31 protein-coding genes are annotated in these 26,466 nt (G+C 46.2%); all 31 read right to left on the bottom strand.

Annotated features, from left to right (window positions below):
- Nucleotides 1-3 precede the first annotated feature (3 nt).
- The gene (pyrH, locus tag AC0YN4_RS06155) at nt 4-732 is read right to left on the bottom strand and encodes a UMP kinase (protein WP_475779560.1); all 729 of its coding nucleotides are present in this window, start codon (nt 730-732) and stop codon (nt 4-6) included.
- Nucleotides 733-847: 115 nt separating this feature from the next.
- Nucleotides 848-1,498, bottom strand: a complete 651-nt coding sequence (gene tsf / locus AC0YN4_RS06160; protein WP_475779559.1) for a translation elongation factor Ts — start codon at nt 1,496-1,498, stop codon at nt 848-850.
- Between the two features lie 150 nt (nt 1,499-1,648).
- The gene (gene rpsB, locus AC0YN4_RS06165) at nt 1,649-2,347 is read right to left on the bottom strand and encodes a 30S ribosomal protein S2 (RefSeq protein ID WP_475779558.1); all 699 of its coding nucleotides are present in this window, start codon (nt 2,345-2,347) and stop codon (nt 1,649-1,651) included.
- A gap of 203 nt (nt 2,348-2,550) precedes the next feature.
- Entirely contained in the window at nt 2,551-3,129 is a 579-nt protein-coding gene (locus tag AC0YN4_RS06170) for a hypothetical protein (protein WP_475779557.1), read from the bottom strand.
- Nucleotides 3,122-3,730 (bottom strand): hypothetical protein, encoded by a 609-nt coding sequence (locus AC0YN4_RS06175; RefSeq protein ID WP_475779556.1) that lies wholly within the window; start codon nt 3,728-3,730, stop codon nt 3,122-3,124. Before AC0YN4_RS06175 ends, AC0YN4_RS06170 begins: the two co-directional genes overlap by 8 nt.
- Before the next feature lie 33 nt (nt 3,731-3,763).
- Nucleotides 3,764-4,087 (bottom strand): hypothetical protein, encoded by a 324-nt coding sequence (locus AC0YN4_RS06180; protein WP_475779555.1) that lies wholly within the window; start codon nt 4,085-4,087, stop codon nt 3,764-3,766.
- 43 nt (nt 4,088-4,130) lie between these two features.
- Nucleotides 4,131-5,537, bottom strand: a complete 1,407-nt coding sequence (locus tag AC0YN4_RS06185) for a DUF342 domain-containing protein (RefSeq protein WP_475779554.1) — start codon at nt 5,535-5,537, stop codon at nt 4,131-4,133.
- 21 nt (nt 5,538-5,558) lie between these two features.
- Nucleotides 5,559-6,344 carry a FliA/WhiG family RNA polymerase sigma factor gene (locus AC0YN4_RS06190; protein ID WP_091218697.1) on the bottom strand — a complete coding sequence of 262 codons (786 nt, stop codon included), beginning with the start codon at nt 6,342-6,344 and terminating at the stop codon, nt 5,559-5,561.
- Nucleotides 6,345-6,348: 4 nt separating this feature from the next.
- Entirely contained in the window at nt 6,349-6,771 is a 423-nt protein-coding gene (locus tag AC0YN4_RS06195) for a hypothetical protein (RefSeq protein WP_475779553.1), read from the bottom strand.
- Nucleotide 6,772: 1 nt separating this feature from the next.
- Nucleotides 6,773-7,267: a chemotaxis protein CheD gene (locus AC0YN4_RS06200; protein WP_475779552.1), complete on the bottom strand. Its 495-nt coding sequence runs from the start codon at nt 7,265-7,267 to the stop codon at nt 6,773-6,775.
- Nucleotides 7,264-7,881, bottom strand: a complete 618-nt coding sequence (locus AC0YN4_RS06205) for a chemotaxis protein CheC (protein ID WP_475779551.1) — start codon at nt 7,879-7,881, stop codon at nt 7,264-7,266. Before AC0YN4_RS06205 ends, AC0YN4_RS06200 begins: the two co-directional genes overlap by 4 nt.
- Before the next feature lie 5 nt (nt 7,882-7,886).
- On the bottom strand, nt 7,887-8,348 hold the full coding sequence (locus tag AC0YN4_RS06210) for a chemotaxis protein CheW (RefSeq protein WP_475779550.1): 462 nt from the start codon (nt 8,346-8,348) through the stop codon (nt 7,887-7,889).
- A 14-nt stretch (nt 8,349-8,362) separates the two neighbouring features.
- Nucleotides 8,363-10,435, bottom strand: a complete 2,073-nt coding sequence (locus AC0YN4_RS06215; protein WP_475779549.1) for a chemotaxis protein CheW — start codon at nt 10,433-10,435, stop codon at nt 8,363-8,365.
- Nucleotides 10,436-10,482: 47 nt separating this feature from the next.
- Entirely contained in the window at nt 10,483-11,790 is a 1,308-nt protein-coding gene (locus tag AC0YN4_RS06220; RefSeq protein ID WP_475779548.1) for a protein-glutamate methylesterase/protein-glutamine glutaminase, read from the bottom strand.
- A gap of 28 nt (nt 11,791-11,818) precedes the next feature.
- Nucleotides 11,819-12,688, bottom strand: a complete 870-nt coding sequence (locus AC0YN4_RS06225; protein WP_475780093.1) for a MinD/ParA family protein — start codon at nt 12,686-12,688, stop codon at nt 11,819-11,821.
- On the bottom strand, nt 12,688-14,025 hold the full coding sequence (gene flhF / locus AC0YN4_RS06230; RefSeq protein ID WP_475779547.1) for a flagellar biosynthesis protein FlhF: 1,338 nt from the start codon (nt 14,023-14,025) through the stop codon (nt 12,688-12,690). Before flhF ends, AC0YN4_RS06225 begins: the two co-directional genes overlap by 1 nt.
- Entirely contained in the window at nt 14,022-16,055 is a 2,034-nt protein-coding gene (flhA, locus tag AC0YN4_RS06235) for a flagellar biosynthesis protein FlhA (protein ID WP_475779546.1), read from the bottom strand. The genes flhF and flhA overlap by 4 nt, the downstream gene beginning before the upstream one ends.
- 33 nt (nt 16,056-16,088) lie before the next feature.
- Nucleotides 16,089-17,177: a flagellar biosynthesis protein FlhB gene (gene flhB, locus AC0YN4_RS06240; RefSeq protein ID WP_475835408.1), complete on the bottom strand. Its 1,089-nt coding sequence runs from the start codon at nt 17,175-17,177 to the stop codon at nt 16,089-16,091.
- A gap of 17 nt (nt 17,178-17,194) precedes the next feature.
- A complete protein-coding gene (gene fliR, locus AC0YN4_RS06245) occupies nt 17,195-17,983 on the bottom strand; it encodes a flagellar biosynthetic protein FliR (protein ID WP_475835409.1) in 789 nt (262 codons plus the stop codon).
- Nucleotides 17,984-17,994: 11 nt separating this feature from the next.
- Complete coding sequence (fliQ, locus tag AC0YN4_RS06250; protein WP_475779543.1) at nt 17,995-18,264, bottom strand: flagellar biosynthesis protein FliQ; 270 nt, start codon at nt 18,262-18,264, stop codon at nt 17,995-17,997.
- A gap of 24 nt (nt 18,265-18,288) precedes the next feature.
- Nucleotides 18,289-19,044, bottom strand: a complete 756-nt coding sequence (gene fliP, locus AC0YN4_RS06255; protein WP_475779542.1) for a flagellar type III secretion system pore protein FliP — start codon at nt 19,042-19,044, stop codon at nt 18,289-18,291.
- Entirely contained in the window at nt 19,041-19,652 is a 612-nt protein-coding gene (locus AC0YN4_RS06260) for a flagellar biosynthetic protein FliO (protein WP_475835410.1), read from the bottom strand. The genes fliP and AC0YN4_RS06260 overlap by 4 nt, the downstream gene beginning before the upstream one ends.
- Nucleotides 19,653-19,656: 4 nt before the next feature.
- The gene (locus AC0YN4_RS06265) at nt 19,657-20,019 is read right to left on the bottom strand and encodes a response regulator (protein ID WP_091218732.1); all 363 of its coding nucleotides are present in this window, start codon (nt 20,017-20,019) and stop codon (nt 19,657-19,659) included.
- A 20-nt stretch (nt 20,020-20,039) separates the two neighbouring features.
- Nucleotides 20,040-21,311 carry a flagellar motor switch phosphatase FliY gene (gene fliY / locus AC0YN4_RS06270; RefSeq protein WP_475779540.1) on the bottom strand — a complete coding sequence of 424 codons (1,272 nt, stop codon included), beginning with the start codon at nt 21,309-21,311 and terminating at the stop codon, nt 20,040-20,042.
- Nucleotides 21,301-22,302, bottom strand: coding sequence for a flagellar motor switch protein FliM (gene fliM / locus AC0YN4_RS06275; RefSeq protein ID WP_475779539.1), 1,002 nt, complete (start codon nt 22,300-22,302; stop codon nt 21,301-21,303). The genes fliY and fliM overlap by 11 nt, the downstream gene beginning before the upstream one ends.
- A 45-nt stretch (nt 22,303-22,347) precedes the next feature.
- Entirely contained in the window at nt 22,348-22,830 is a 483-nt protein-coding gene (locus tag AC0YN4_RS06280; protein WP_475779538.1) for a flagellar basal body-associated FliL family protein, read from the bottom strand.
- A complete protein-coding gene (locus AC0YN4_RS06285) occupies nt 22,827-23,054 on the bottom strand; it encodes a flagellar FlbD family protein (protein ID WP_475779537.1) in 228 nt (75 codons plus the stop codon). The genes AC0YN4_RS06280 and AC0YN4_RS06285 overlap by 4 nt, the downstream gene beginning before the upstream one ends.
- A 56-nt stretch (nt 23,055-23,110) precedes the next feature.
- Complete coding sequence (flgG, locus tag AC0YN4_RS06290) at nt 23,111-23,938, bottom strand: flagellar basal body rod protein FlgG (RefSeq protein ID WP_210661496.1); 828 nt, start codon at nt 23,936-23,938, stop codon at nt 23,111-23,113.
- 119 nt (nt 23,939-24,057) lie between these two features.
- Nucleotides 24,058-24,435 (bottom strand): TIGR02530 family flagellar biosynthesis protein, encoded by a 378-nt coding sequence (locus AC0YN4_RS06295; protein WP_475835411.1) that lies wholly within the window; start codon nt 24,433-24,435, stop codon nt 24,058-24,060.
- A complete protein-coding gene (locus tag AC0YN4_RS06300) occupies nt 24,428-24,886 on the bottom strand; it encodes a flagellar hook capping FlgD N-terminal domain-containing protein (protein WP_475779535.1) in 459 nt (152 codons plus the stop codon). The genes AC0YN4_RS06295 and AC0YN4_RS06300 overlap by 8 nt, the downstream gene beginning before the upstream one ends.
- A 56-nt stretch (nt 24,887-24,942) precedes the next feature.
- Complete coding sequence (locus AC0YN4_RS06305) at nt 24,943-26,445, bottom strand: flagellar hook-length control protein FliK (protein WP_475835412.1); 1,503 nt, start codon at nt 26,443-26,445, stop codon at nt 24,943-24,945.
- Nucleotides 26,446-26,466 lie beyond the last annotated feature (21 nt).

The following is a 26,466-nucleotide window of genomic DNA, read 5'->3' on the forward strand; positions in this document are numbered from 1 at the left end:
CGTTCACACACTTCCTTTCATCACAATAGTACCGATTTTCTCACCAAGGACAACACGTTTGATATTCCCTTGTTCGGTAATGTTGAAGACGACAAGTGGAATATTGTTGTCCATGCAAAGCGATGAAGCTGTTGAGTCCATGACGCCTAGATTGCGGTTTAGAACTTCCATATACGTCAACGTTTCGAATTTCTCCGCTGTCGCGTCTTTAAATGGATCAGCGGAATATACGCCATCCACTTTATTTTTCGCCATTAGGATTACTTCTGCTTCGATTTCAGCTGCGCGCAATGCTGCAGTGGTATCTGTCGAGAAGAATGGATTGCCTGTGCCTGCCGCGAAAATAACGACACGCCCTTTTTCCAGGTGACGGATCGCCCGGCGGCGTATGTAAGGCTCAGCGATTTGCTGCATGGCGATTGATGTTTGCACACGAGTTGGCACATCGATTTGCTCAAGCGCATCTTGAAGCGCCAAAGAGTTCATAACAGTCGCTAACATACCCATATAGTCTGCTGTTGCACGGTCCATACCTTTCTCCGAACCGGCAATTCCGCGCCAGATGTTGCCGCCGCCGCACACGATCGCGACTTCAACATTCAATTTCACTACTTCTTTTACTTGCTCTGCAATGGAGGAAATCATTGCGGAGTCAATTCCAAAGCCATTATTACCCGAGAGCGATTCGCCGCTCACCTTCAGCACTATACGTTTGTACACGGGACTTTGCAACTTGGTATACCTCCATCTTCAACTTTGTTTAAAAGGCCGTATACGGACTTGAAAATTTAGACCTAATTATAGGAAATAGGCGGGGCGAACGCCCCGCCCCGCCTGCGCGTTCGGTTTACAATTTAGCTTGCGCCATAACTTCTTGAACGAAGTTGTCTTCTTTTTTCTCAAGGCCTTCGCCAAGCTCAAAACGAGCGAAACGACGGATAGAGATATTCTCTCCAATTGTGCTGATTTTCTCTTTCAGCAGTGTATGGATTGTTTTGTCGGGATCTTTAATGAACGGCTGCTCAAGCAAGCAGTATTCTTCGTAGTATTTGCTGATGCGGCCTTCAACCATTTTATCAACGATTTTCTCTGGTTTGCCTTCGTTCAGCGCTTGAGCTCTCAAGATTTCACGCTCTTTATCCAGCTCATCCGAAGAAACTTCTTCACGGCTTACAAACTTAGGGTTTGCAGCAGCGATTTGCATGGCGATATCACGAGCAAACTCGCGGAATTGATCCGTTTTACCAACGAAGTCAGTTTCGCAGTTGATTTCAACAAGAACGCCGATCCGGCCGCCAGCGTGGATGTAGGATTCTACTGTACCTTCAGTAGCTACACGACCCGCTTTGTTTGCTGCAGCGGAAAGACCTTTTTCACGAAGCAAGTCGATTGCTTTCGCGATATCACCGTTTGTTTCATCAAGCGCTTTTTTACAATCAAGCATACCTGCGCCTGTTCTTTCACGCAATTCTTTTACTGCACTAGCACTAACTGCCATGTTGGAAACCTCCTGAAATTAGTTAAGTATGACTGATCGCTGAGTGAACCGCCGGCTCAATCAAAACAATCAGCGTGAGCATTCGAAAAAAGGGCGGTGAGAGGTTATGCACCTTCTGACCACCCTTTCGTGTCGTATCGTCAAACTCTATTAAGCAGTTGTTACTTCGCCTTGACGCGATTCAACAATTGCATCAGCCATTTTAGCTGTCAGCAATTTAACTGCACGGATTGCATCATCGTTACCTGGGATCACGTAGTCGATTTCATCCGGATCGCAGTTTGTATCAACGATACCTACGATTGGGATACCAAGTTTGCGTGCTTCAGCAACCGCGATACGCTCTTTGCGTGGGTCGATGATGAACAATGCGCTTGGCAAACCTCTCATGCCTTTGATACCGCCGAGGAATTTTTCAAGACGATCTTTCTCTTTACGGAGAATGATAACTTCTTTCTTAGGAAGAACGTCGAAAGTGCCGTCCTCTTCCCATTTCTCAAGCGTTTTAAGACGGTCGATACGTTTTTGAATCGTTTGGAAGTTAGTCAGCGTGCCGCCGAGCCAACGTTGATTGATGTAGAAGTTGCCGCAACGTTCTGCTTCTTCTTTCACCGAATCTTGTGCTTGTTTCTTAGTACCTACGAAGAGAATAGTGCCGCCTTCTTCGCCGATCGAACGTACGAAGTTGTAAGCTTCTTCGACCTTCTTAACTGTTTTCTGCAAGTCAATGATGTAAATACCGTTACGTTCTGTGAAGATATAACGATCCATCTTAGGGTTCCAACGACGAGTTTGGTGACCGAAGTGTACCCCAGCTTCTAGAAGCTGTTTCATGGAAATTACCGCCATCTCTTACACACCTCCTGTTAAATGGTTTTTAGTGGTTACCTCCGCCAATATCATTTTCCGTTATCACTTCGACCGGGTCGAAGCACCAATAACGAAATTAATCGGCGTGTGTTTTTAACACCGTCAATTACTATAACACATCTGCATATACGCTTGCAACCGCAATTGACAGGTTTCCTAATGCTATTTCGATAGACACCGAATTATTGGTCGGATGATTTCAACTCGGATGACGAAGCATTCGGCGTACTCGTAATAATCGTGCGAATTTGCGTCAAAGACAAGTCACCTTCGAAAGCAAAATAACCTGCGCGTATCTTCGTTGTACGCATCAGGCTGATAAAAGCTTTCTTATCCGAAATGACGCCACTATCATGCAAGATGTCTGCTGTTTCCGTTACGCCAGAGTTCGGCGGAATGCGTACTACAACAGGTTTAGAGACAGCCGTGTTCTCTGAAGCTGCTGTCTCCTTTACGTTCTTCTCATCCTTAGCTGAAGCCGCTGCATCTTGTTTCGCTTGATCCTGCTTAACTTTATCCAGCAATGCCTGCTTGTCTGCTAGTTTCTTCTTATATTCAGCCTCTACCCGTATACGCTCATCAGTAACAGCCTGATCAAGTTCGGTCTTCGAATACCCGATTACTTCTGATTCTGTAGTCTCCTGCTTAACCGGCTCATCCATATTGTTCACTTGTTTCTCACCGATAATCATAAGCTGCAGAAGTGCTGCACCGATAATAATACCAACACCTACACCAAAGAGAAATGTACGTTTATTCATGACGCGCTGCTTCCTCCTGCTTCGATAGCTGAAGAATAAGCTGGACTTCCCCTTTGTTCTTGCCGAGTTTCTTAGCTATAGCATCAATGGATTTACCGCTTTGATACATATCGAACAAATCGGTATAACGGTCTCGAATCGTCAAAATTGGCTCTTCAGCTGCCGCTATCTCTTCCGCTTCAACATCACTCGTGACTGTTGGAATTAGATGTTGGGGTCTTGGTTGAACTGCATGAGTATCCGTCACTGGAGTAGCCAAATTTGAAATGGTTACAGACTGCTGCTCCAAAGCGGATGCATGCAGTTTGGTTTGTTCAGCCAGAAGCAATTCTAACTCGGCGCAGCGCTTCTCAAGCAATTCCGTACGCTCATCGCGCTTCTTGGACTGAAGCTGTGTATCATGGGTGGATTTGCTGACAAGCTCAACAAGCTCACGATTGTCCGCTTCCATGTTCTCCATAAACTGCTCCAGTGCCGTCTCCATATTACGAACGGTTTGTGTCGATTGCTCTTGCTTGCCACTCGGTATTCTACGCGGTAGTACAGCTGCACAGACAACAACAATACCGCCGATCAGCATGATCGTTTGCCATGATTCCATCTTCATTCACCTGCATTTCGGTTTAACAATCCGTTACATAGAGATATCGATATGGTTACCTTTGTAAGGATGCTTCTGTCCGTGATCGGTTTCCGCATCATTACCGGCTCCACCATCCTGCTTCTTCTTCCGATTCTGCTTACTTTGAGATTCACGCTGTCGATTGTCTTTGATCTTGGTGTCTATGTTCTGTTCAACGGCAGTATTGCGATTACGCAGCAGCTCCGTTTGTTTAGCAGTATCATTCTCCAATCGCATTTGTTCTGCGACCGGTTTCTGATTCAATTGCTGTTGATGCAAACTGTTATCCGGAGTCCGTGGAATAGACATCTGAAAATCTATAGGTTTAAAAGGCATGCTGTTTCCTCCTAAACTTCAAACATATCGCCCGCTAAGAACGCTAGACATAAGGTGCCATTACGATGTCACCTTCGAAGTAGCGGAACGAAACACGCTGTGTAGCGTCTTTAACGAATCGTGTGTAGCGGCCAATTACGATCTTAGTTCCACCATAAACGACGTTAACGACATCTATTTTGGCGCGATCGGTATCCTCAAGCGACTTCTCAATTTCAAGTACGCGATCCTTTGCTGTCGCAATCTCTTCTACCGCGGCACGTTTGGTTGAAGTCAGCTTAATGCGCATGGCCATTTTGTCAGGTGTCAGCTGCCCAACAGAAGCAAGCTGATCTAACAATTTGAGTGCTTTCTCCGTTTTGTCAAGATTATCCACGGTATGTTTGATTTGTAAGCGAAGCTCACTTAGTTCCGCTCTCAGCTCCGGGCGTACACCGACCTCGAGCGTTGTTGCCGTTGACATGGTATTCCCAATGGTTCTCGCTACTACGCGATCACCGGCTTGGATGTTCCCTCCGACAAGCAGCCCTTTGGGGCCGCTGCAAACGACGTTTCTCCCAGCGCGAACATGAGAGTGCATGATACTTTGAGAAACCAATACATCTTCTCCTGCAGAAACGTTGCTGTCTTGAATAAACGAGCTCTTCACATTACGATTTGCTTTCACATAGCCTTTGTTACTTGCGAGTATTCCACCGGTAATTTCAATAGAGCCGTCGGATTCCAATATGGCCCCTTCAACTCCGCCGATTACTCGAATATCGCCGGAAGCTTTAATTTTGAATCCGGTCAAGACGTTACCGCGTATGACGACTGTACCTACGAAATCAATGTTGCCGATTTTGTAATCGACATCTCCATTTACTTCGAAAATAGGGAATACGTTAATTTTGCTTTTATCTGTAAGCGAGATGAGTCCATCGATCGTGGCGTACATAGCTGTTTGTTCAGGATTCAACACGACATTTTTACCGATCTTAAAATAGGCTTCTTTTCCGTTTCTGCAAGTAATCACATCACCGGTTACTGATTTGCCTTCCACCCCGGCTCGAGCCGGAACCTTCTCGGCGATCAATTGACCACGCTTCACATTCTTCAGTTGTGTGACTTCTTTAAAATCAATTTTACCGCCCTCGAGTTCTACCGGACGGTATTCGCCTTCATTCATATCGTGAGAGAATCGAATGTAACCATCCTCACCCTGTACGGGCAGCTCTCCTTGCGCAATCACATTTTGACTGTAAAAATAGGCACTTGGTCGCTGCGCGATATTACGAAGCATGTCACGACTGATTCCGTAACATATTCCATGGCTCTTTAAAAACTCTTCAAGCTGTCCTTCGGTGCATGAGAACTGCTCATCCGCAACATTAAATTGGATCGTAGCGGTCAGTTTATCAGGTGCAAGCTGAACAACGAGATGTGATTGTAATGTTTCAGATGTAGACAAAACTGGCCCCCCTCTATTACATTAATGCTGCATTAACTGATCCTTTTGCTTTTCTAATGCACCTCGTAATCTCAAAATTGCTTTGGAATGAAGCTGTGAAATCCGCGAAGGTGATAAAGACATCACTTCTGCGATTTCACTTAACGATAATTCCTCATAATAGAAGAGTGAAATTACCGTTCTCTCTTTCTCTGTCAGACGATCAATGCCGCGAATGAGTGACTCTTTAAGGAAGAACTCATGTACCTTGTAATCCGGGTTCTTCGCTTTCTCATCGATTAGCAGCGACAATCGGGTCTCGGACTCTTCTTCTCGGATCGGATCCTCAAGTGAGCATACCGTCGTAACTGCAATCTCTTGCAGCATAACGTCAAACTCTTTCTCTGAAACATCCAAATATCCGCTGATTTCCGCATCCGTCACCGAACGCATATATTGCTGTTCAAGCAGCTGGTACGCCTCCTCGATCCTCTTCGCTTTCTCACGAACCGAACGCGGAACCCAGTCGCCTTGACGCAATCCATCAATAATGGCGCCTCTAATTCTCCAAGAAGCATACGTTTCAAATTGTAGACCACGGCGGTAATCGAATTTCTCGATAGCATCAATTAACCCCATTGCCCCATTACTTGCCAAGTCATCCTTGGACACATTCTTAGGTAAACCGATAGCCATACGATTGCTTACGTAATCAACCAAAGTTAAGTATTGTTCGATTAGCAGTTTCTTCGCTTCAATGTCTCCGTCTTCTTTCCACTTCTGCCAAATCTCGATGTTAGACAAATGAGGCGCTTTCGGCTCAATCATCTTCTCACCCTCCTGTTAGGTGACGTATTGCTTTAGCCAATTCTTCAGGCTCTCTATTCTGAGTTGATACTAATTTGGGTGGTGTCAGCGGCTGAAAACCGGCTCCTTGACTTGCATCGAGCTTTAGATTTCCATCCAGCTGATTTTTCAACAAATTATTCAACTCATCACTTTGATCCGGTGTTGCATAATCAACCGAACTCCCTTTCGATTCATCACCGTCTAACTGTGATAAAGCCTGCGCCCTTGGATTCATAATAAGTGCCACTAACGCGCGGAAAACAAAGCCCAGTACAAAAAAAGTGAGAAAAGCGTACAGGCAACGGAGGCTGGTAACCGCCATCCCATTACTGTCCAGCGAGAATAATAATGTAAGTAAACTGCCGCCTACTCCAAGGAAGACATTCCAGCGCCAAGACCCTACCATGCTAAATCTCCTTTACTCCTTGCTGCACACTGCGTATCACTAGTACACCGCTTAGACTGTTAAATTCTATAGTCCGACCATAATTAGCACCGGTATCTTCCGCGAGCAGCGGGATCGAGAATTGACGCAGCATCTCCTTACAGGACTCTACATTCCGCGGACCAATCCGCATCGAATCACTGTTTGTTGTGAAAGCGAACATTTGCGCGCCGCCTGCCATCTTAGCAACGAGTCTTCTCGGTTCTGCGCCTGCTTGCTTCATGAGCCCAATCAAATGAGGAACCGATGTATCGGCATATTTTGCGATATTAATCGGAGCCTCTCTTGCAATCTCAGAGGAGGGCAGCATGACATGCACCATGCCTGCCACCTTCGAGCGTTCGTCAAACAAAGTCAAGCCTACACATGACCCAAGACCCGTTGTTTTCAAGATTGCACCATTCAGTGCAATCTGTAGGTCAGCCATGCCCACTTTCACGAGATTTTCCTGCATCATTCGTTAGGCACTCCTAAAGCGCTGAATATTTTACCAAACGATTCAGGATCCGGAATAAGGAAGAAATGTCCTGCTAGTTCCTCCCGACCTTCAAGAAACGTGGTATCAATTAATAGCGCGGAATCGCCCATTTCACCATATTGAACAAGTCCATAACTCAAGATAGCTCCAGCCATATCGATTGCGATGGCTGGGACGGTCGGCGACATGTACAACTGCGTGAAATCGGCCAAAGATGATAAATAAGAACCTGCAAGTATGTTACCGATCTCAGCAAGTGCAGAATATTCCATTTCGGAATATCCCTCTTCTGAAACTGGAATGGATAGCAAATTGCGCAACAGCTTCTTCGCTGAATGCTCCTCGATTAGGAAAAACATATTACCTGGTGCATCCCCTTCAACGCGAAGGAAAACGGCGATGACAACTTGTTCAAATCCGCCAACTCGATCGGCAACCTTCTCGAAGGGGATTAAACTGACAGTGGGAACATTCATATCGACAGGCTTGTCCAGAAGTCTGGAGAGCGCCGTTGCAGCATTGCCCGCACCGATGTTCCCCACTTCCTTCAATACATCAAGCTTGAATGCTTCTAAACTATCTAATGGATTCACTCGGCTTAAACCTCTTGCGTTTCCAGTTGAATAATTTCGCTCTTATTGAGCACTTCGGAAAGGTTTAGCATGATTAGCAATCGGCTGTCTCCGATCTTTGCTACACCACGCAGATACTTCGCCTTAATGCCGCCTACAACCTCCGGAGGCGAATCAATAGAGTCTGGATCGATATCGATGACATCATTTGCTGAATCGACGATGAATCCGACTTCCAAATCATTAACGGCTACGATGATGATTCTGGAGCTTTCCGTTTCTTCCGATTCCGCTAAGCTAAAACGTCCGCGGAGATCGATGACAGGAAGCACAACACCTCGCAAATTAATGACACCTTTAATGAAAGAAGGTGTTTTGGGAACGCGCGTAATCGGCATCATACGCTCAATCGTGCGTACTTTTTCTACCTCAATTCCATACTCCTCATGTGCCAGACCAAATACGATAACTTTGATTTCCTCAGCCATTCGTAAACCCTCCTCTATTTAATGAGCGCGTTTGGATCGACGATCAAGGCAACTTGTCCATCACCAAGAATGGTTGCACCAGAGATTGCTTCAATATTTGTTAAGTATTTTCCAAGTGATTTCAACACGATCTCACTTTGGCCAATAAATTCGTCTACCGTAATGGCACATGTTTTATCGCCCTTACGAATAACGACGATCTCCGTCTCATGCTCTTCTTCCTCTAGGAAGGACTTTGCATCCAGCACTTGGCTGAGGGAGATGAGCGGTATAAGTGAGCCGCGATAATCGATCATCCGATTACCGTGAATTTTACGGATTTGCTCACGTGGAACGATTCCCGTTTCAACGATGGATGAAAGCGGAATGGCGTATTTCTCCGTTCCAAGCTTCACAAGCATGGCTGATATGATTGAAAGAGTAAGTGGCAGCTGAATCGAGAATTTCGTACCTTTACCCGGTTCGGATTCTACGCTGACATGACCACCTAGTGAAGTGATTTTGGATTTGACGACATCAAGACCGACACCACGGCCGGAAATATCGGAGATTTTATCTGCCGTACTGAAGCCTGCCGCGAAGATAAGCATGTTAATTTCGCTATCTGTTAGCCGTTTGGCTTCTTCAGCAGTAACAACTCCGTTCTTAATGGCAATTTGTTTCACTTTCTCTCGGTTAATCCCGCGGCCATCCTCTTCTACTTCAATAAAGACGTGGTTGCCGCTATGGAAAGCACGGAGATGAACCATGCCCGTTTCTGACTTCCCTGCTGCAATACGATCTGCAATCGGTTCGATGCCATGATCCAGCGAGTTACGAAGCAAATGAACGAGTGGATCGCCGATTTCGTCGATGACAGTACGATCAAGCTCTGTATCGGCACCTGAGATAATGAGATCCACTTTCTTGTCAAGCGTCTTCGCTAAATCGCGAATCATCCGAGGGAAGCGATTGAATACGGATTCTACCGGAACCATTCTCAGCTTCAACACGATATTCTGTAAATCACTGCTAACGCGAGTCATGTGCTCTACTGTTTCGGTCAGTTCATTTCTGCGAATCTCACTGGCAAGCTGTTCAAGTCGCACTCTGTCAATCAGAAGTTCGCTAAATAGATTCATTAACGCATCCAACCGCTCGATATCCACACGAATCGTGCGTGAAACATTGTTGGCAGCCGTTGATGCCTGAGCAGATGCTGGTGCAGCTGTCATTGTCGATGCTGCTGTCTGCGACCTAGCGGCGTTCACTTCAACTTGCGCTGCATTCATTGGACTCGCGGCTGCCACAGGAGTGTTTTGCGATGCTGCACCGCAAAGCTGCTGTAATGATTCACGATCCAATTGTGTAATGGCTGCACCTTCTATTTCAGATACGGATTCAATCCCTTTTCGCAGTTCCTCTTCTGAAATGCTCGCGATTGTAAATACGGTAAAAGAACGGTCGAACTTTTCTTGTTCGATTTCTTGAACGCTTGGCGTAGATTTGACAATCTCACCGCTGCGTTCCAGGAAGTCAAATACCATATAGGCACGTGCTGCCTTGAGTACGCAATCCTCACGGACAGTAACTACTACGTGGTAAACGGAGTGTCCGGCATCGATAGATTGCAGAAGAATCGAGCTTTGGAACTCGTCCAATATCGCTCCATCTCCACTGCTGCCACTTGCTGCCGCTGAAGCGGATGTGCTTTGCTCACTTTTGTAGTCAGCCTTCACGATCGTCTGCAACGAAGCAACGATAGACGAAACATCCGCTTTCCCCGTGCCGCCGCCGATAATGTCTTGGACCATAGATTCTAGCGCGTCAAGACCTTTAAACAACGTATCGAAAATGAAGCTATCCATTTTGAGTTTGTTATTACGGACCAGATCAAGTACATTCTCCATCTCATGTGTAAGCGACGCGAGATCTTCAAAGCCCATGGTCGCTGACATGCCTTTTAATGTATGGGCAGAGCGGAAAATGATTTGAACGATGCTAATGTCTTCCGGAGCGCTTTCAAGTTTCAACAGATTCTCGTTTAATGACTGCAAATGATCATTTGATTCGTCAATAAACATTGATAGATAGGCGTTCATATCCATTTCCATGCACCTCCTGTATAAATGGTTGCCATGCGAAAATGTAAGCCTTACTTTCTGACGGCATGGGTTATTGCGGTTGCGATTTGTCGAAGCGGCACAATAGTCTTTGCGACGCCTGCTTCTACTGCGGAACGCGGCATTCCATATACGACACAAGTCTCTTCCGACTCGGCGATAGCAGTTTCTGCTCCGCTGTCATTCAGAGCTTTCATTCCTTTTACTCCATCGCTTCCCATACCCGTCATGATGACTGAATGTCTGCGTAATTCCGGGAATGCAGCGCAAGATTCGAACATTGTATCAACGGATGGTCTGTGCCCGCCGCGCGGCGCGTCTTCGGATAATTTGATCGAATAGCTGCCGCCTTCTTTGGTAAGCTCCATATGATAACCGCCTGGTGCAATGTAGACAACGCCTGCTTCTACACGTTCGCCATGTATAGCCTCTGTAACATGTAGAGAACTGAACGTATCGAGCCGCTGCGCTAATGAGCGCGTAAACTTAGGAGGCATATGCTGTACAACCAGCACAGGAGCCGGGAAGTCAATCGGCAGTGTCGTTATGACTTCGTGAAGGGCGCGCGGTCCGCCGGTTGAGGTACCAATCGCAACCAGATGCTTGAAGTTTCTGGTTCGTACAGGCTTGTTCGGTTTAATAGCCGTTTCCAGTTCTTGATCCATTGATGGTAATGTCGGCTCAAGTTCCTTCTTAGTCGTCCGCTTGTTAACCTCAATCGATGGCGCTGGTTTCTCCACTTTTTCTTTTGCGGCAGCAGGTTTTCGCTCACGAAGACTCGTAAACTCTTCCAACGGTTGCACAGGCTTAAGCGGAAGCTCGTCCTTAACCGACGGGGTTGTCTCAAAGCTGATTGTCGTTGGCTTCGCTTTTGCAATACTTGGCTTCTTCGCTGCTGGAGCCGGTTTCGAAGGCTCGAACAAGTATGAGTGCCGCTTCGTCAGCACTGCAATCCGAAGCTTCTCCAGCAATTGCTCGCCGACTGTGTGGATATCAGGAGACATCGGGCCAGATGGTTTACGGATAAAGTCAAAGGCGCCATTCTGCAGCGCTTTGATTGTCTCCCTTGTACCGTCATCGCTTATGCTGGAGAGCATGATGATCGGCACCGGATGAATTCGCATAATACGTTCCAATGCCTCAAGCCCGTTCATCTCCGGCATTTCCAAGTCCATCGTAATGACGTCCGGTTGAAGTGTTCGAACAGCCTCGATTGCTTCGCGCCCATTATTTGCGGTTGCAATAATGTCAAACTGGGGATCAAGAGCGATCAGATCACACAGAATTTTCCGCATAAAGGCAGAATCATCTACAACCAATACTCGCGAGATCGTATTCATTGATGCGCCTCCTCGATTCAAAGGATTATTATGAACGTCTGAACATCTTATGTAGGAATCCTTTGACACCGCTATTCGCGGCAGCAGGAAGTTGAGGTACGTCAACAAATCGTTTAGCAATTTCCAAGATCGACTTCGACGCTTCTGTACCCGGATAAGCAATAGCAAAAGGAACTTGTTTCTTCACAGCCTTTGTAACATTCGGATCATCCGGCAAAATACCAAGCACCGGCAGTTCAATATTTAGAAAACGCTGTGCCACAAGACCGATTTTGTCTGCGGTTGCGTTGCCTTCCTTCGTATCGATCGCCCGATTCACGATCAGTTTAAACCTAACGTCATGCTCCATCGCTGTGACCATCTTGATTAGAGCGTATGCGTCCGTAATCGAGGTCGGTTCAGGCGTCGTGACGACGATGGTTTCCTGGGCGGCGGTGATGAACTTCACGGTTTCCTTTGAAAGCCCCGCTCCCGTATCGAACAATATAAAATCATATTGTCCGTGCAGCTTGTTAATTTGTTCAGCGAAGTAATCCAGCTGCTCTGCCGATAAATCAAGGAGATCCTTAAAGCCCGATCCACCTGCAATAAAATGGACGCCTTGCGGTCCTTCTTGAATAATCTCCCAAATCGTCTTCTCTTGTTTTAAGAGATGGTAGAGGTTATACGGGGACGAAACGCCCATTAATACATCGATATTGGCCATCCCGATATCGGCATCGAATATGAGAACCTTCTGTCCTATTCGCTGTAGCGCAAGCGAGAAATTCAGACTAAAGTTGGATTTACCAACCCCGCCTTTTCCGCTTGTCACCGTAATGACCTTTGTCGTGCGTCCTTCATCCTTCTGTTCTTGATTGCGCACTAAATTTCGAAGTGCTTCCGCCTGGTCAGTCATCATTGGGAAGCCCCCAACAATTGCGAAACGTAACTCGCTACCTTGAATGTCGTAATATCGTCAGGAACCGTTTGGCCGTATGCAATGTAAGTAGGACGGAGTCCCTGTTCTAAAGCCAAATTGAGAATGGCTCCGCTAGCGTTCGTCTCATCCTGTTTTGTATAGAGCACGCGATCAATACCGTATTTCGCAAAATTCTCAGCAACGCTAGACATATCGGCATACTTGCCGGTTAAACTGAGGACAAGAAACGTTTCTGACCGTCGGTCGGTTTGAAGCAAGCTGTTCACTTCAGATACATAAAGCTCGTTGCGGAAATTCCGCCCTGCCGTATCCATGAATATAAGCTCGCGATCTTCAAGCTGCCTGAACGCTCTGGCAACTTCGGATGGCGAGAATACAACCTCAAGCGGGACATTCAGTATCGTAGCGTACGTTCTCAATTGATCAACCGCGGCGATTCTGTAAGTATCGGAGGTGATGAAGCCAACCTTACGGCCTGATTTCAACGTTTGCTCAGCGGCCAGTTTGGCAATAGATGTCGTCTTGCCAACTCCGGTAGGACCTACGAAATGGATAACTTGCGTATCCCTTCCAATGACACTTGCTTCAAAGTCCTTAAGCCAGTCTTGCAGGATCTGTTCGGCGATTCGCCATACGGTCGATCGATCAACTGTAGTCGTTTGATTGGATAAATCAGAAACTTCCAATTTCCCCTCAATTTCTTCTATTAATTGATCAATCAACTTCTCGCTGACTTCTTGTTCGAGCAACCGATCCTGTAATGCTTGCAATGCCTCGGGTCTGGTTTCCAGCTTCTGCTGCTTCGACATCTTTACAATCCATTGCTTCATATCTCGGATTTCAGTAACCAACTCATCTTCTGTCAATCGAGGCTTTCGATTGTCTGCACTAGATTGCTGCTGCTGATGCACACCAGATAGAGCCTCATAAGCAGCTGCTGGAGATACTCGAGCTGCCTCCGTCACATCAGGGACAAATTGAACTGTTGCTTCCTGCATGAGTTGTTTTTCTTTAATGGTTTGTTGTTCTGCTACGGCAGTTGACGCCATAGAGGCAATCGAAGCCATCATTGTCGGCGACACAGTTGGCTGCTTAGCCGTCGGTGGACGTGAAGGCGATTTGGGTGTAGGTACTGATTTGCTTCCCGCTTCTATTGCTGCAATAACCTCGGTTTTCTTCTTGCCGAACATGCCCAGAAATCCGCCAACCCGAATCTCTTTCGTATTCAAAATGATGGCATCTACACCAAGCTCATTGCGAATCATCGGCAGCGCTTCGGGTAATGCATTGACCACATAACGCTTTACCTTCATAGATTCACCACTCCAATGCTTTGTACTTCAATACTCGGTTCGAGCTCGCTATAAGACAGAACAGGCACATCCTGCATCGTACGTTCCACGATTTGTCTTAAATACATGCGAATCGTAGGTGATGCGAGCACGATCGGCTGATTGCCAGATTGAATCTGTTTATTTACTTGTTCGTTCAACTTCTGGTAGATGGTTTGAGTCGAGACGGGATCAAGAGCCAAGTAGCTGCCTTGATCTGAGCTCTGAACCGATTCTGCAATCTTCTTCTCTAGTGACGGTCCAACCGTTATTACGCGAAGCGTATCCCCATTGTGGGAGAATTGCTGTGTAATTTGTCGCGATAATGCCTGGCGAACATACTCGGTCAGAATATCAGTATCTTTCGTGTAGGTTCCATGATCCGCAAGCGCTTCGAAGATCGTTACCATATCGCGTATGGATACTTTCTCACGCAACAGCTTGGACAGTACCTTCTGGATTTCTCCGACATTGAGAATTGACGGTATGAGTTCGTCCACCAAAGCAGGGTACGAATCTTTGACATTGTCCACAAGTGCTTTCGTCTCTTGGCGCCCGATCAGCTCATGCGCATGACGTTTAATAAGTTCTGTCAAATGAGTGGCAACAACAGACGGAGGATCCACGACCGTATAGCCGGTCAATTCAGCTCTTTCTTTGGTTGCCTCATCAATCCAGATGGCCGGTAAACCGAAAGCCGGCTCCACAGTCTCGATACCGATAACCGATTCATCTTCAAATCCAGGACTCATAGCGAGGTAATGATTGAGTAGAAGCTCTCCGCGCGCTACCGTATTCCCTTTAATCTTAATTATGTATTCATTCGGTTTAAGCTGTATATTGTCTCGAATCCGGATAACCGGAACGACAAGTCCAAGTTCAAGCGCACATTGTCGACGTATCATAATAATCCGATCCAGCAAATCGCCTCCCTGCTGCGTATCGGCAAGTGGGATTAAACCATAACCAAATTCGAATTCGATCGGATCAACTTGCAGCAAGCTGATTACACTTTCAGGACTTCTAACCTCTTCAATTTCCTGTTCTTCCACAAGAAGCTCTTGCGCTTCCTGTTCCTTCGTGAGCGACTTTTGCATCCGAAAGGCACCGTACGTAATAATAGCTGCAAAAGGTAATGTCGCAATCGGTCCGATAGGCGTTCCAACTCCGAGCAGTGTAATTGTACCTGCTACAATGTAGAGCAGTTTCGGATAACGAAACAGCTGCGTAGTCACATCATGGGCTAAGTTACCGTCAGATGCAGCACGTGTCACAATTAAGCCTGTTGCTGTCGAAATCAATAGGGCCGGAATTTGACTGACGAGTCCATCACCAATCGTTAGAACGGAGAACGTATGTAGGGAATCGGAAAAACTCATGCCATGTATCGACATCCCGATTACAAATCCGCCAAGTAGGTTAATGATGAGTATGATGATGGATGCAATGGCATCCCCTTTAACAAATTTGCTGGCACCATCCATCGAGCCGTAGAAATCAGCTTCACGTTCGATTTTTTGACGGCGCTCTCTTGCTTGTACTTCGTTGATGAGGCCTGCATTCAAGTCGGCGTCAATACTCATCTGTTTACCGGGCATCGCATCCAATGTAAACCTTGCGGCAACCTCTGCGACACGTTCTGACCCTTTAGTAATAACGAGGAACTGAACAACAACAAGAATTAGGAACACAACAAAACCAATTGCAATTTGACCACCCGCTACCCAATTACCGAAAGTCGCAACAACCTTACCGGCGTGGGCATGCTGGAGAATGTTTCGGGTTGTTGATACATTAAGTGCTAAGCGAAACAAGGTTGTAATGAGCAGCAAGGCCGGAAATATGGAAAATTCCAAAGCATCTTGCGTATTCATTGCGATAAGCAAAATCATCAGCGCAACTGAAATGTTGACTATTAGGAGCACGTCAAGTAAAGCTGGTGGAATCGGAATGACCATCATAAGAACGATGCCGATGATCCCGATTAGTATGGTCAGGTCTCTAGCCTTCATGACGTTCCCTCCTCCGTAGATAGTTGTAGATAATTACACTTTCTTTTTGAGCTTATATACATATGCCAGTACTTCCGCCACAGCCTGGAATAGGTCAACGGGAACCGTATCACCGATTTCCGTTCGATCGTATAACGCTCTGGCAAGCGGCCTATTTTCCATCATGATTACGCCGTGTTCCTTTGCCACTTCTTTAATGCGAAGGGCCACAAAATCCATCCCCTTTGCGATTACTTTAGGGGCTTCCATCTTCGAGCCTTCATATTGAATGGCGATCGCGAAGTGGGTAGGGTTTGTGATGACGACGTCAGCCTTAGGTACATCCTGCATCATTCGCTGCAGAGCCATCCGGCGCTGCCGTTCTCGAATTTTACCTTTAATGAGCGGATCTCCTTCAGATTTCTTATATTCATCCTTGATGTCTTGCTTAGACATCTTCAAGCTCTTCTCGTGTTCATATTTCTTGTACATGTAATCAAACATTGCTAACACAGCAAGAATTGCACCGATATATAAGCCGAGCTTAATCGTGATTCTTGCAATAATGCTAAAGTTTTCACTAATCGAAACCGTTGCGAGCTGCATAATGACATCCAGTTCACCCCACAGAATCCAATAAACCATGAATCCAATGAGGAGAAGCTTCAAAATGTTTTTAACAAACTCGACTACGGAATGCATGGAAAAAATTTGTTTAAAGCCTTTCAAGGGACTGATTTTACTGAATTTCATCATGAGCGGCTCGCCGGTAAACATAATACCGATCTGAGCGTAATTGCCCAATATGGCAATGAGTACTGTGATTGCGAAAATGGGTGCTAATAACATCAAGCTCTGCATCATCAGATCAGAAAACAAGGAAACGACGTTTTCGGTCGTCACTTGCATCAAGAGCTTCTGCTCTAATATCAGACCAAATATGCGCATCAGTCGAACCTTATAATAATCACCCATCATGATAAAGCTTAGAAAAATAAAGAAAAGAATAAGGGCAGCCGGAATTTCTTGGCTTTTGGCCGTTTGGCCTTTCTTACGAGCATCTTGCCTTTTCTTCGGTGTTGCACGCTCAGTCTTCTCTCCATTGAACATCTGTAAGTCGAGCGTCCAACGATACTTAACCATAATTACTGCCCTCCTACCTAAGCTGCAGGACCTTGCAAAATGTCGAATAGCTTCCGCATGGCAGTGAACATCTGTTCAAACAAGTGCTCATACAGGATGACCAGACCTGGCATCATAACAGCCAACATGAGAAAGCCGACTAAAATCTTGATCGGAATCCCAATGACAAACACATTGTACTGCGGCGCTGTCCGCGCAAGAAAACCAAGCCCAACGTCCGTTAAGAACATCGCAACCACTAATGGTGCTGACATCTGAACGGCAAGCAGAAACGTTTGTCCGAACATGCCGGTCAAGTAACTCGTTATACTCCCACTACTTACGTGGGCAAACAACGTATTCGTTAGAGGAATCCATTCATAGCTTTGCAGTAAAGCGGAAAGCAAGTAATGATGACCATTTATCGATAAGAAAACGAGGGTTGCGATCATCCCTTTGAAGTTACCCATAAGCGGTGCAGAAACACCTGTCATCGGGTCAATAATGTTGGCCATACCAAAGCCCATTTGCATATCGATCAAGCTGCCTGCCGTATTTACAATTGTAAAAAACAGATAAGCTGCAAATCCGAGCAAGGCACCTGCCAAAATCTCTCGAATGATCGCTAATACATAATCCGCATCGGGGACGATCGTTTGCTTAAGCCCATAAGTTAAAAAAACAAGCAACGAGATAAAAAAACAGAATCCCAATTTAAACGTATTCGGCACATTTCGAGTCGAAAATATTGGCGCTACGACGAAAAACGCTGTAATTCGACAAAAAATAAGCAAAAAAATAGGGAATCCTTGAAGAAACAACTCCATCGATCCACAGCCTATCCGATGTATTTATACAAGTTATTCAGCAGGTTGTAAGTGAAATCGACCAATGTATTCAATATCCACGGCCCGAATAACAAGATGGAAAGCAACACCGCCGCCACCTTAGGAACGAATGCTAGTGTCTGCTCCTGAATCTGTGTAGTAGCTTGGAAAATACTAACGATCAAGCCTACTACAAGTCCGACTAAGAGCATTGGGGCACTGGCTTTCAGTACCGTATATACTGCCTGTCCGGCTAAGGCGATGATGAAGTCAGTACTCATGTATGTACTCCTTCCTGGCAGAACCTACGGATTAAAACTTAATAGCAACGACTTAACGATCAGGTACCAGCCATCTACCAGAACGAATAGTAAAATCTTAAACGGCAGTGAGATCATAACCGGTGGAAGCATCATCATCCCCATTGCCATGAGCGTACTGGCGACCACCATGTCAATAATGAGAAACGGAATGAATATCATGAATCCCATCTGAAATGAAGTTCGAAGCTCACTTAGTGCGTACGCCGGAACCATAATCGTAATGGGAACATCCTCAACGGACTTCGGCTTCTCTGTCTTCGTATATTTCAAAAATAAAAGTAAGTCTTTATCTCTCGTTTGCTTCATCATGAAACGCTTCATGGGTACAGCAGCTTTGTTAAGCGCTTCGGTTTGAGTCAATTCCCCTTTGAGATAAGGCTGAAGAGCTACTTGGTTAACTGAACTTAAGGTTGGCGCCATGATGAAGAAGGTGAGAAACATTGCAAGCCCAATCAGTACTTGATTCGGAGGCATTTGCTGTGTTCCGAGTGAGGTTCGGACGAATCCTAGTACGATTACGATTCTAGTGAAACTGGTCATTAATACGAGAATGGCCGGAGCTACACTTAAAACGGTGATCATCAGTAATAGGGAAAGCGCACTCGTTCCAGGCGTTTCACTGCCGCTGTCTCCAATGCTTACGCTGACATTAGGCAGCGGCTCTGCAAAGGCGTGGGCGTGAAACAACAAGGTGAACAGTTGTACTGCAATAACCGCTAGTAATAGTTTTTTGTTCATTCGTCCAACAACCGATCATTTTGATTTTGCTCTTTTAGCAGGTCTTCTACCTTCTGCTTCTGATCCGACTGGCGTCTCATCCCGTTATTGAGCAGCTCCTTGAAAGAAGTTGCAGCTTGCCAAGGTTCGCTCGTTGGCTCATCCGCCTTGTTGCTTTTACGGAATCGACCTATAAAATCTGTCAAAGTCGGTGTATGCCAAGTACGGCCGTTCTGTTGATCAATCGCTTCCAATATAGCCGATGCCGTTTCGAGGTCATCGATTTTATCAAGGAGGGTGATATCTTCACCAACTCCAACAACGTAAACTCTGCCGGAGAGCTCAACCACTTGCAATGATTTATTCTGACCAAGCGGAATGCCTCCAAGTGATCGAAGCGCCCGATTGGTCCCCCAACCACGATTACGATTGGAAAGCCACTTAATTACGAGAATGATTAATCCGACGACCAGCATGAGCGCAATGATGACCCAGATGTAATATCCGATACTCGTTCCGATTACCGGCTTATCTTCATCACCACTTAGCTCTGCTGACGCAAGACTTGCTGTCAAAAGCCAGCCGGAGACAGCCATAGCAGCAAGTCGAATACCTTGTACTAACTTCATTCTATTAACCTAGCGTTTTCTTGATCGCTTCAATAACGCGGTCAGCCTGGAAAGGTTTAACGATGAAGTCTTTTGCACCGGCTTGGATGGCATCGATAACCATAGCTTGTTGTCCCATTGCAGAACACATAATCACTTTTGCATTGCCATCCAGTTTCTTGATTTCTTTCAATGCAACGATACCGTCCATCTCCGGCATTGTGATATCCATAGTAATTAGGTCCGGTTTCAATTCTTTGTACTTCTCAATCGCTTGTGCACCGTCTTGTGCTTCCCCAACTACTTCATATCCGTTCTTTGTAAGTATGTCGCGGATCATCATTCTCATAAATGCTGCGTCGTCTACGATTAAAATGCGATTTGCCATCGTTTCTTCCCCCTAAGGTGTTATTGTAATTTTTGGATACGGTCCCATTGGCTTACGATATCTGTGACTCGGACACCGAAATTCTCATCGATAACGACTACCTCGCCTTTGGCGATTAGTTTGTTATTAACCAAGATATCAACCGGTTCCCCTGCCAGCTTGTCCAGCTCAATGATCGACCCTTGCGACAATTCAAGGATATCCTTGATTTGCTTCTGAGTTCTCCCTAATTCTACTGTGACCTTTAGCGGTATGTCGAGCAATAAATTTAAATTTGAATCCTCTGTTTGCACATACGGCGCGCCTTGGAAATTAGCGAATTGTACAGGCTGTACATTCACATTGCGGTTCGCAGCGGCACCATAAGTTTGCGGTCCCGCCGGCGGTGCTGCATACTGCGGCATCGGAGGCTGCATATAAGCAGCTGGAGGCGCCATATGAGCACCTGGAGGCGGCATATGAGCTGCAGGCGGTTCCGGTATATAGGCCGCCGGAGGCGGTGTGTGTACAGGTGCTGGAGCAGATACCGGTGTTGCTGCAGGTGCAGGTGTATGAATAGCCGCTGGAGCCGGTGCTGGAGCTGGCGTAGATTCTGCAAATGTTCCTCCCATCAGCGTGTCTACCATTTCTTTCGCAAACGAAATCGGCAGCAGTTGCATAATGGTGGAATCAATTAAGTCGCCGATAGCCAAGCGGAACGATACTTTAATGAAGAGATCGTCCGGAGGAAGCTTCTCGACGCCTGATCCACTGTTAATATCCAAAATATCGATACCAGGCGGTGATATGTTTACAAAACGGTTGAAGATGGTAGACATCGATGTCGCTGATGAGCCCATCATCTGATTCATCGCTTCTTGCACAGCACTGATGTGAATTTCATTCAGCTCTGAACCAAGCAGCTTTCCTTCACCGCCAAGCATTAAATCCGCGATGGTTTGCGCATCTTTGGTTTTAATCACAAGAGAGTTGATCCCTTGGAACCCATCGACATAGCTAACAGATACGGCTACGTGCGGCTTCGGAAATTCATCATCGAGCTCACTGCGTCTGATCAATGATACTTTTGGAGTTGTAATATCTACTTTTCTTCCAAGCAGTGTTGAAAGAGCAGTTGCAGCGCTTCCGAATGTTATATTACCGATTTCACCAAGTGCATCCTGCTCGATAGAGCTCAGATAATTATTTAGTTCTTGCTCCCGGTTAAATGACTCCGGCATCTCGGGCTCATCGGCAGTCTGACGCAGCAAGGCATCGATTTCTTCTTGTGATAAGTAATCTTTACTCGTCATACTCTTCTTCCACTCCTTCTGTGAGGATTTGATCAATTTGAACGGCCATTCGATCTTTAACCGACCCTGGACTGCCGATAAATTTCAGCTTATCCCCGACTTTAATGTCAAGCCCTTGATCTATTGGTTTACTAAGCGAAATCACATCTCCGACCGAAAGTCCGAGAAACTCGCGAATCGAAATACTGGATGCACCTAGTTCACAGACGATCGGCAACTTCGCTTTCGTTACACGTTGCTTCAGGACCTCTATTTCCTCAGGCGCCCTTGTCTTCTTCTGGGACACGAACCAATGATGTACGGATAGTCTTGGCATGATCGGCTCGATAACGACGTGCGGGATACATAAATTAATCATCCCGGTCGTATCACCGATCTTGGTGCTAAGCGATATCAGTGCTATTGTTTCGTTCGGTGAAACGATCTGCATAAACTGCGGATTCGTCTCTAATGCTTCCATCCGAGGCGAAATATCAATAATCGTCTTCCAAGCCTCCTGCAGACTCTCAAATGCTCTGCTGAAGATTCGTTCCATAATATTCGTTTCGATTTCAGTCAGTGCGTTGATCTTGGAAGGCGCTAATCCTTGTCCACCTAACAAACGATCCAGCATTGCATAAGCAACGTTCGGATGAACCTCAAGTACCATTCTGCCTTCTAAAGGTTCCGCCTCAAAAATATTAAGAATCGTCATCTTAGGAATCGAGCGGATAAATTCGTCATATGGCAGCTGTTCAACTTGAACGACACTTATTTGTACAAATGTACGAAGCTGTGCTGAGAAATAGGTGGTTAAGTATCGCGCGAAGTTTTCGTGTATCCGAGTTAAACTTCGGATATGATCCTTCGAGAAACGGACCGCACGTTTGAATTCATATACACGAATTTTCTTCTGCGTGTCTTCCTTTTTTAATTCTTCTGCATCCATTTCACCGGATGATAAAGCAGCGAGCAACGCATCAATCTCGTTCTGCGACAGAACATCAACCAATTATTTCACCCCCTTCAAGGAATGCGTCATGTTGAAAACTAATGACTACAGCGTCGTCACGATAAAGTTTGTTACCTGTACCTTAATGAGCTTGCCTTCCGGCAGCTCCTGATTGATCAAATTCAGCAGCTTGGCACACAGCTCGTCTTTACCAGCAGAACCTTTAACTTCATCTGGCTTCATGTCGGACAGTGTACGAATAATGATAGGTTTGATTTGAATGTCTTTAATTTTATCGAAATCTTCTTTCGTTGATTTCTCATCTAATTGAAAAGCAAGCCCAAGTACCGCGATGTATTCCGGGTCCGCCAGGTTTGTTTTAATATCCGCAATTTCACTGGTTAATTTCACCCGTTCATCCGCAGTCAGTTTGACCACCTTTACGGCTTCTGCATTATTAGCCGCTTTGCCGGCAGAGTCCTTCGGATCTTCCCCACCCATCAGGGAGTTGTACAGAATAACAGCTACGATAGCTATTAATGTGATAGCAAGTAAGATGGTAATCAGCCAGGGCAGCATTTTTTTCATGTCGAGGGTCCCTCCGAATGTTCACTCTTAATGGTAGCCGCATAAACGCCTATTGCGCGAAGATACGACTGTATGGAGGCAATGACTTCATCAGCTTTCTCCAATACCAATATTTTCTTTCCAGTCGTTAAGGTAATCAATGTATCGGGTGTTTCTTCAACTTGCTCGATAAGGAGCGCGTTAATATGTAATGTCTTTCCGTTCAAACGCTTTACTGCGATCATGAACTTCCTCCTTAAACTAGGAGGGAGGCAGGTTGGCCTCCCCTTCGGTTATTCACCTAGTGTTTCAAATTAACAACCTCTTGCAGAATCTCGTCAGAAGTCGTAATAATTCGAGAGTTAGCTTGGAATCCACGCTGCGCGACAATCATTTCGGTGAATTCTGATGTCAAATCAACATTTGACATCTCGAGTTGACCGGCAATAATTGCGCCTGTTCCTGCCTCTGCGTCACCTGCTGTAGTCATGACAACTTCACCGTCAACATTCGCATTTGGCGTCATCCGGTAAAGGTTGCCTCCGATTTTCTCAAGTCCGTTCGGGTTCGTAACTTTCACTACTCCGAGCTGGAAGCCTGATGGTTGGCTTTGGCCGTCTGCACCAACCGAGATGATGGAGCCATCTTGTGAGATTGTGAAGGATTTAACCTCAGCTGGATCGAGTACGATCGGTCCACCGTTAGAATCCAGTACAAACATCCCGTCGCCATTGACGAGTTGACCTGCTGCATCCAGAGTGAAGTTACCTGCGCGAGTCAGGTAAGGAGCTTCAGCACCGTCAGCTGATGGGGAAACCGCGAAGAATCCATCGCCATCAATTCGAACGTCTGTAGGAACATTGGTGGTCATTGCACTACCCGGTGTGTGGATCGTGTCAATCGAAGCAATGGCGACACCAAGGCCCACCTGTTTCGCATTAACACCGCCCGTCGTTCCTTCTTCAGGACGCGTTACGCCGGAAACCGTTTGGCTCAGAATATCTTTGAACATAACGCGGCCCGCTTTGAAGCCTACCGTATTTACGTTCGCAATATTATTACCGATGACGTCTAGCTTCGTTTGAAAACCACGCATGCCTGAAACGCCGGAGTACATTGATCTTAACATGAATTGTCAACCTCCTAATGGTGTAAGTACAGTTACTCTGCCTTGCAAAAGAAGTCTATCGTGTGAGTCGCTTCAGTCGATCCACGACTCTTCGGCTTCCGATAAGAAGGTCCAGCCGATTAAGAAACAATGACTGCACTGTCGATTTGAGTGAATACATTGCCTTGGAGTGAATTGCCGTCCATTGCGGTGATGACAGTACGACTTGGAACATTGACAATCATCGCGATATCCCGATAAACGACGAGCGAATCCTTCGCACCCTTTGCAGCAGCCTGATCGATTGCGTTTACGATTTTGGAAATCGTTTCCGGTTTGAATGTGATACCGCGCTGCGCCATGCGTATTTCGGCATGATTGCTAAATTTAAGCACATTACGATCCAATACTTCTTTAAATGACGCTGTATTGGCTGCCGTGCTTTCCTGCTGGTTCGGTTTACGAATCTGACTGTTACCTGTTAAACGTAAATGTCCGATCTTTAAGATATCATCCACCGGCAGATTCACCGCCTTGATCAGCGATCGATACGATGTCATCCAGCTTGATATCCTTATCGCCGATTCTTGCGTATTGTGCTTTATCTTTAATAATAATGGAATCGACATTACCGGTTACTGCAAGCATCTCGCCGGTATCGGCATACTCATACCATTGAACTTCCTTACCGATCATACTGGAAGCCATTCCAAGGTTTTGACGAAGCATCGTTAACTGGTCTGACATGTTAACCAGCTGCTCGACAGAAGAGAATTGCGCCATCTGCGCGATGAAATCCTTATCCTGTAAAGGCTGCATAGGGTCTTGATTTTGCAGCTGCGTTACAAGAATCCGCAGGAAATCATCTTTGCCTAGGGAAGTGTCCGCTTTCTTCTCAGCTGCTGCTTGCACATTGCTGGCACTGTAATAAGGCCAGACGTTGCGGGTTGAAATATTATCACCGGACATTTTTCTCGTCACCTCCGATCTACAGGTTCATCGTTATCATCCATAACCGCGAACGGTTATGCTCTCGTATGAATGCCCCGGCCTAAGCCTAGATCACGGTCAACTGCTTGCTCCATAGTCACATCTTCCAGACCGGCATCAAAATCGATCTCTCCGATTGCCTCGTCGCCGGATTGACGTTTGGACGTTCCTTGATCTCTTCCGCTTTGACCTTGTCGCTCTTGGAACATATTCGGCAATACAGGAGCTTGCGTTACCTCAAGCTTCTCTACTTGCATCCCGTGCGATAGCAGTGACGAGCGAAGCTGTGCCATTTGATTCTCCAGCATATCCTTTGCAAGAACGGAATCTGCCACAAACTGTGCAGTCAGTGTACCGTTATGCATCGAGATGTTGACATTAACTTGTCCGAGATGCTCAGGGAATAAAGTCAATTGCGCGTTGGACATGCCATTGCTTGCCGTTACATTGAACTGACTCACAACCATCTTTTGAATGGTGGATGCAAATTGTTGAATGGGAACAGGCTGTTCAACCAACTGCTTTGCTGCTATCTGCGTTTGGCGTTGCAATTCTTGATTGCCGGCCAATAGAGCCAGATTAATACTGCTCGGCTCAGATAGCGACTGTAAAGGTTCAACATCGAACTGTTCAGCTGCTTCTGGCTTGGTTGCTGCTTTCATTAGTCCTACATGAAGCAATTGGTGCGCCATACGCTGAAGATGATTATTTGTAGCAGGCGCTGTTTGCAAAGCTCGTACGGTATCGATTTCGTTTGATGGATTGGATGGCTGAGCTCCTGCTAGAACAATCGACTCCGATTTCTTCCCAGTAATCAATTGTTCAAGCGCAATCAGCTGCTTACTAACCAAACCATTTTGTTCGCGATCGGCTGCATTTCCTTTTTGTTTTTGCAAGAGTAACCGCAAATCGGATAATGCATCCTGCAAGCCTGATTTCAATGCTGAGATAGTTTCCAGACTGGCCGACTCTGTGCTCGAAGCATCTGTAGTCGTTTGAGCCGCCTGACTTTGAATGTTGGCTGCAATCGCTTGGCCATTATTCAATCCCGCAATGATAGTTAGCAGTTCATTGATCCCACCGGTTGAATCGCCTTCATTTGGTGTGCTAATACTATCCGCTGTCTGATTTGCTGTTAGCGGAAGTACCGGTTGTGCTGCTGGCATACCAGACAACATACTCAGTAGATTGTCTAATTGAACCAAAGCGTCACTCAGACTGCTTTCCGTCGTCGTTTGAGCCAATTCTTCGCTGTCTGCAGCGTCAAGCTTCTTGAGAAGCTCTTCTATTGCAGCAAGCAGATCGGCAGCCGATACATTGTCGCCGAGCAGAGAGGCTAGCGTATTCACCGGTAATTGGGAGACGACAGCTGCTTCTTTGGATGGCTGTGCAGGAGTCGAACCGGCTCCGTTACCGGCAAGCGTCTGAACTAAGGTCTGGTTAAACTCATTGCCTTCCGTCCCTTTAGCAGTCGATGTGCCTGATACCGCAGATGGTGCATTAACACTAGGTGTAGCATTGGATACTGGCATTTGCATATTGTTTTCACCTCCTTCAGC

Source organism: Paenibacillus sp. J22R3 (genome assembly GCF_056269305.1).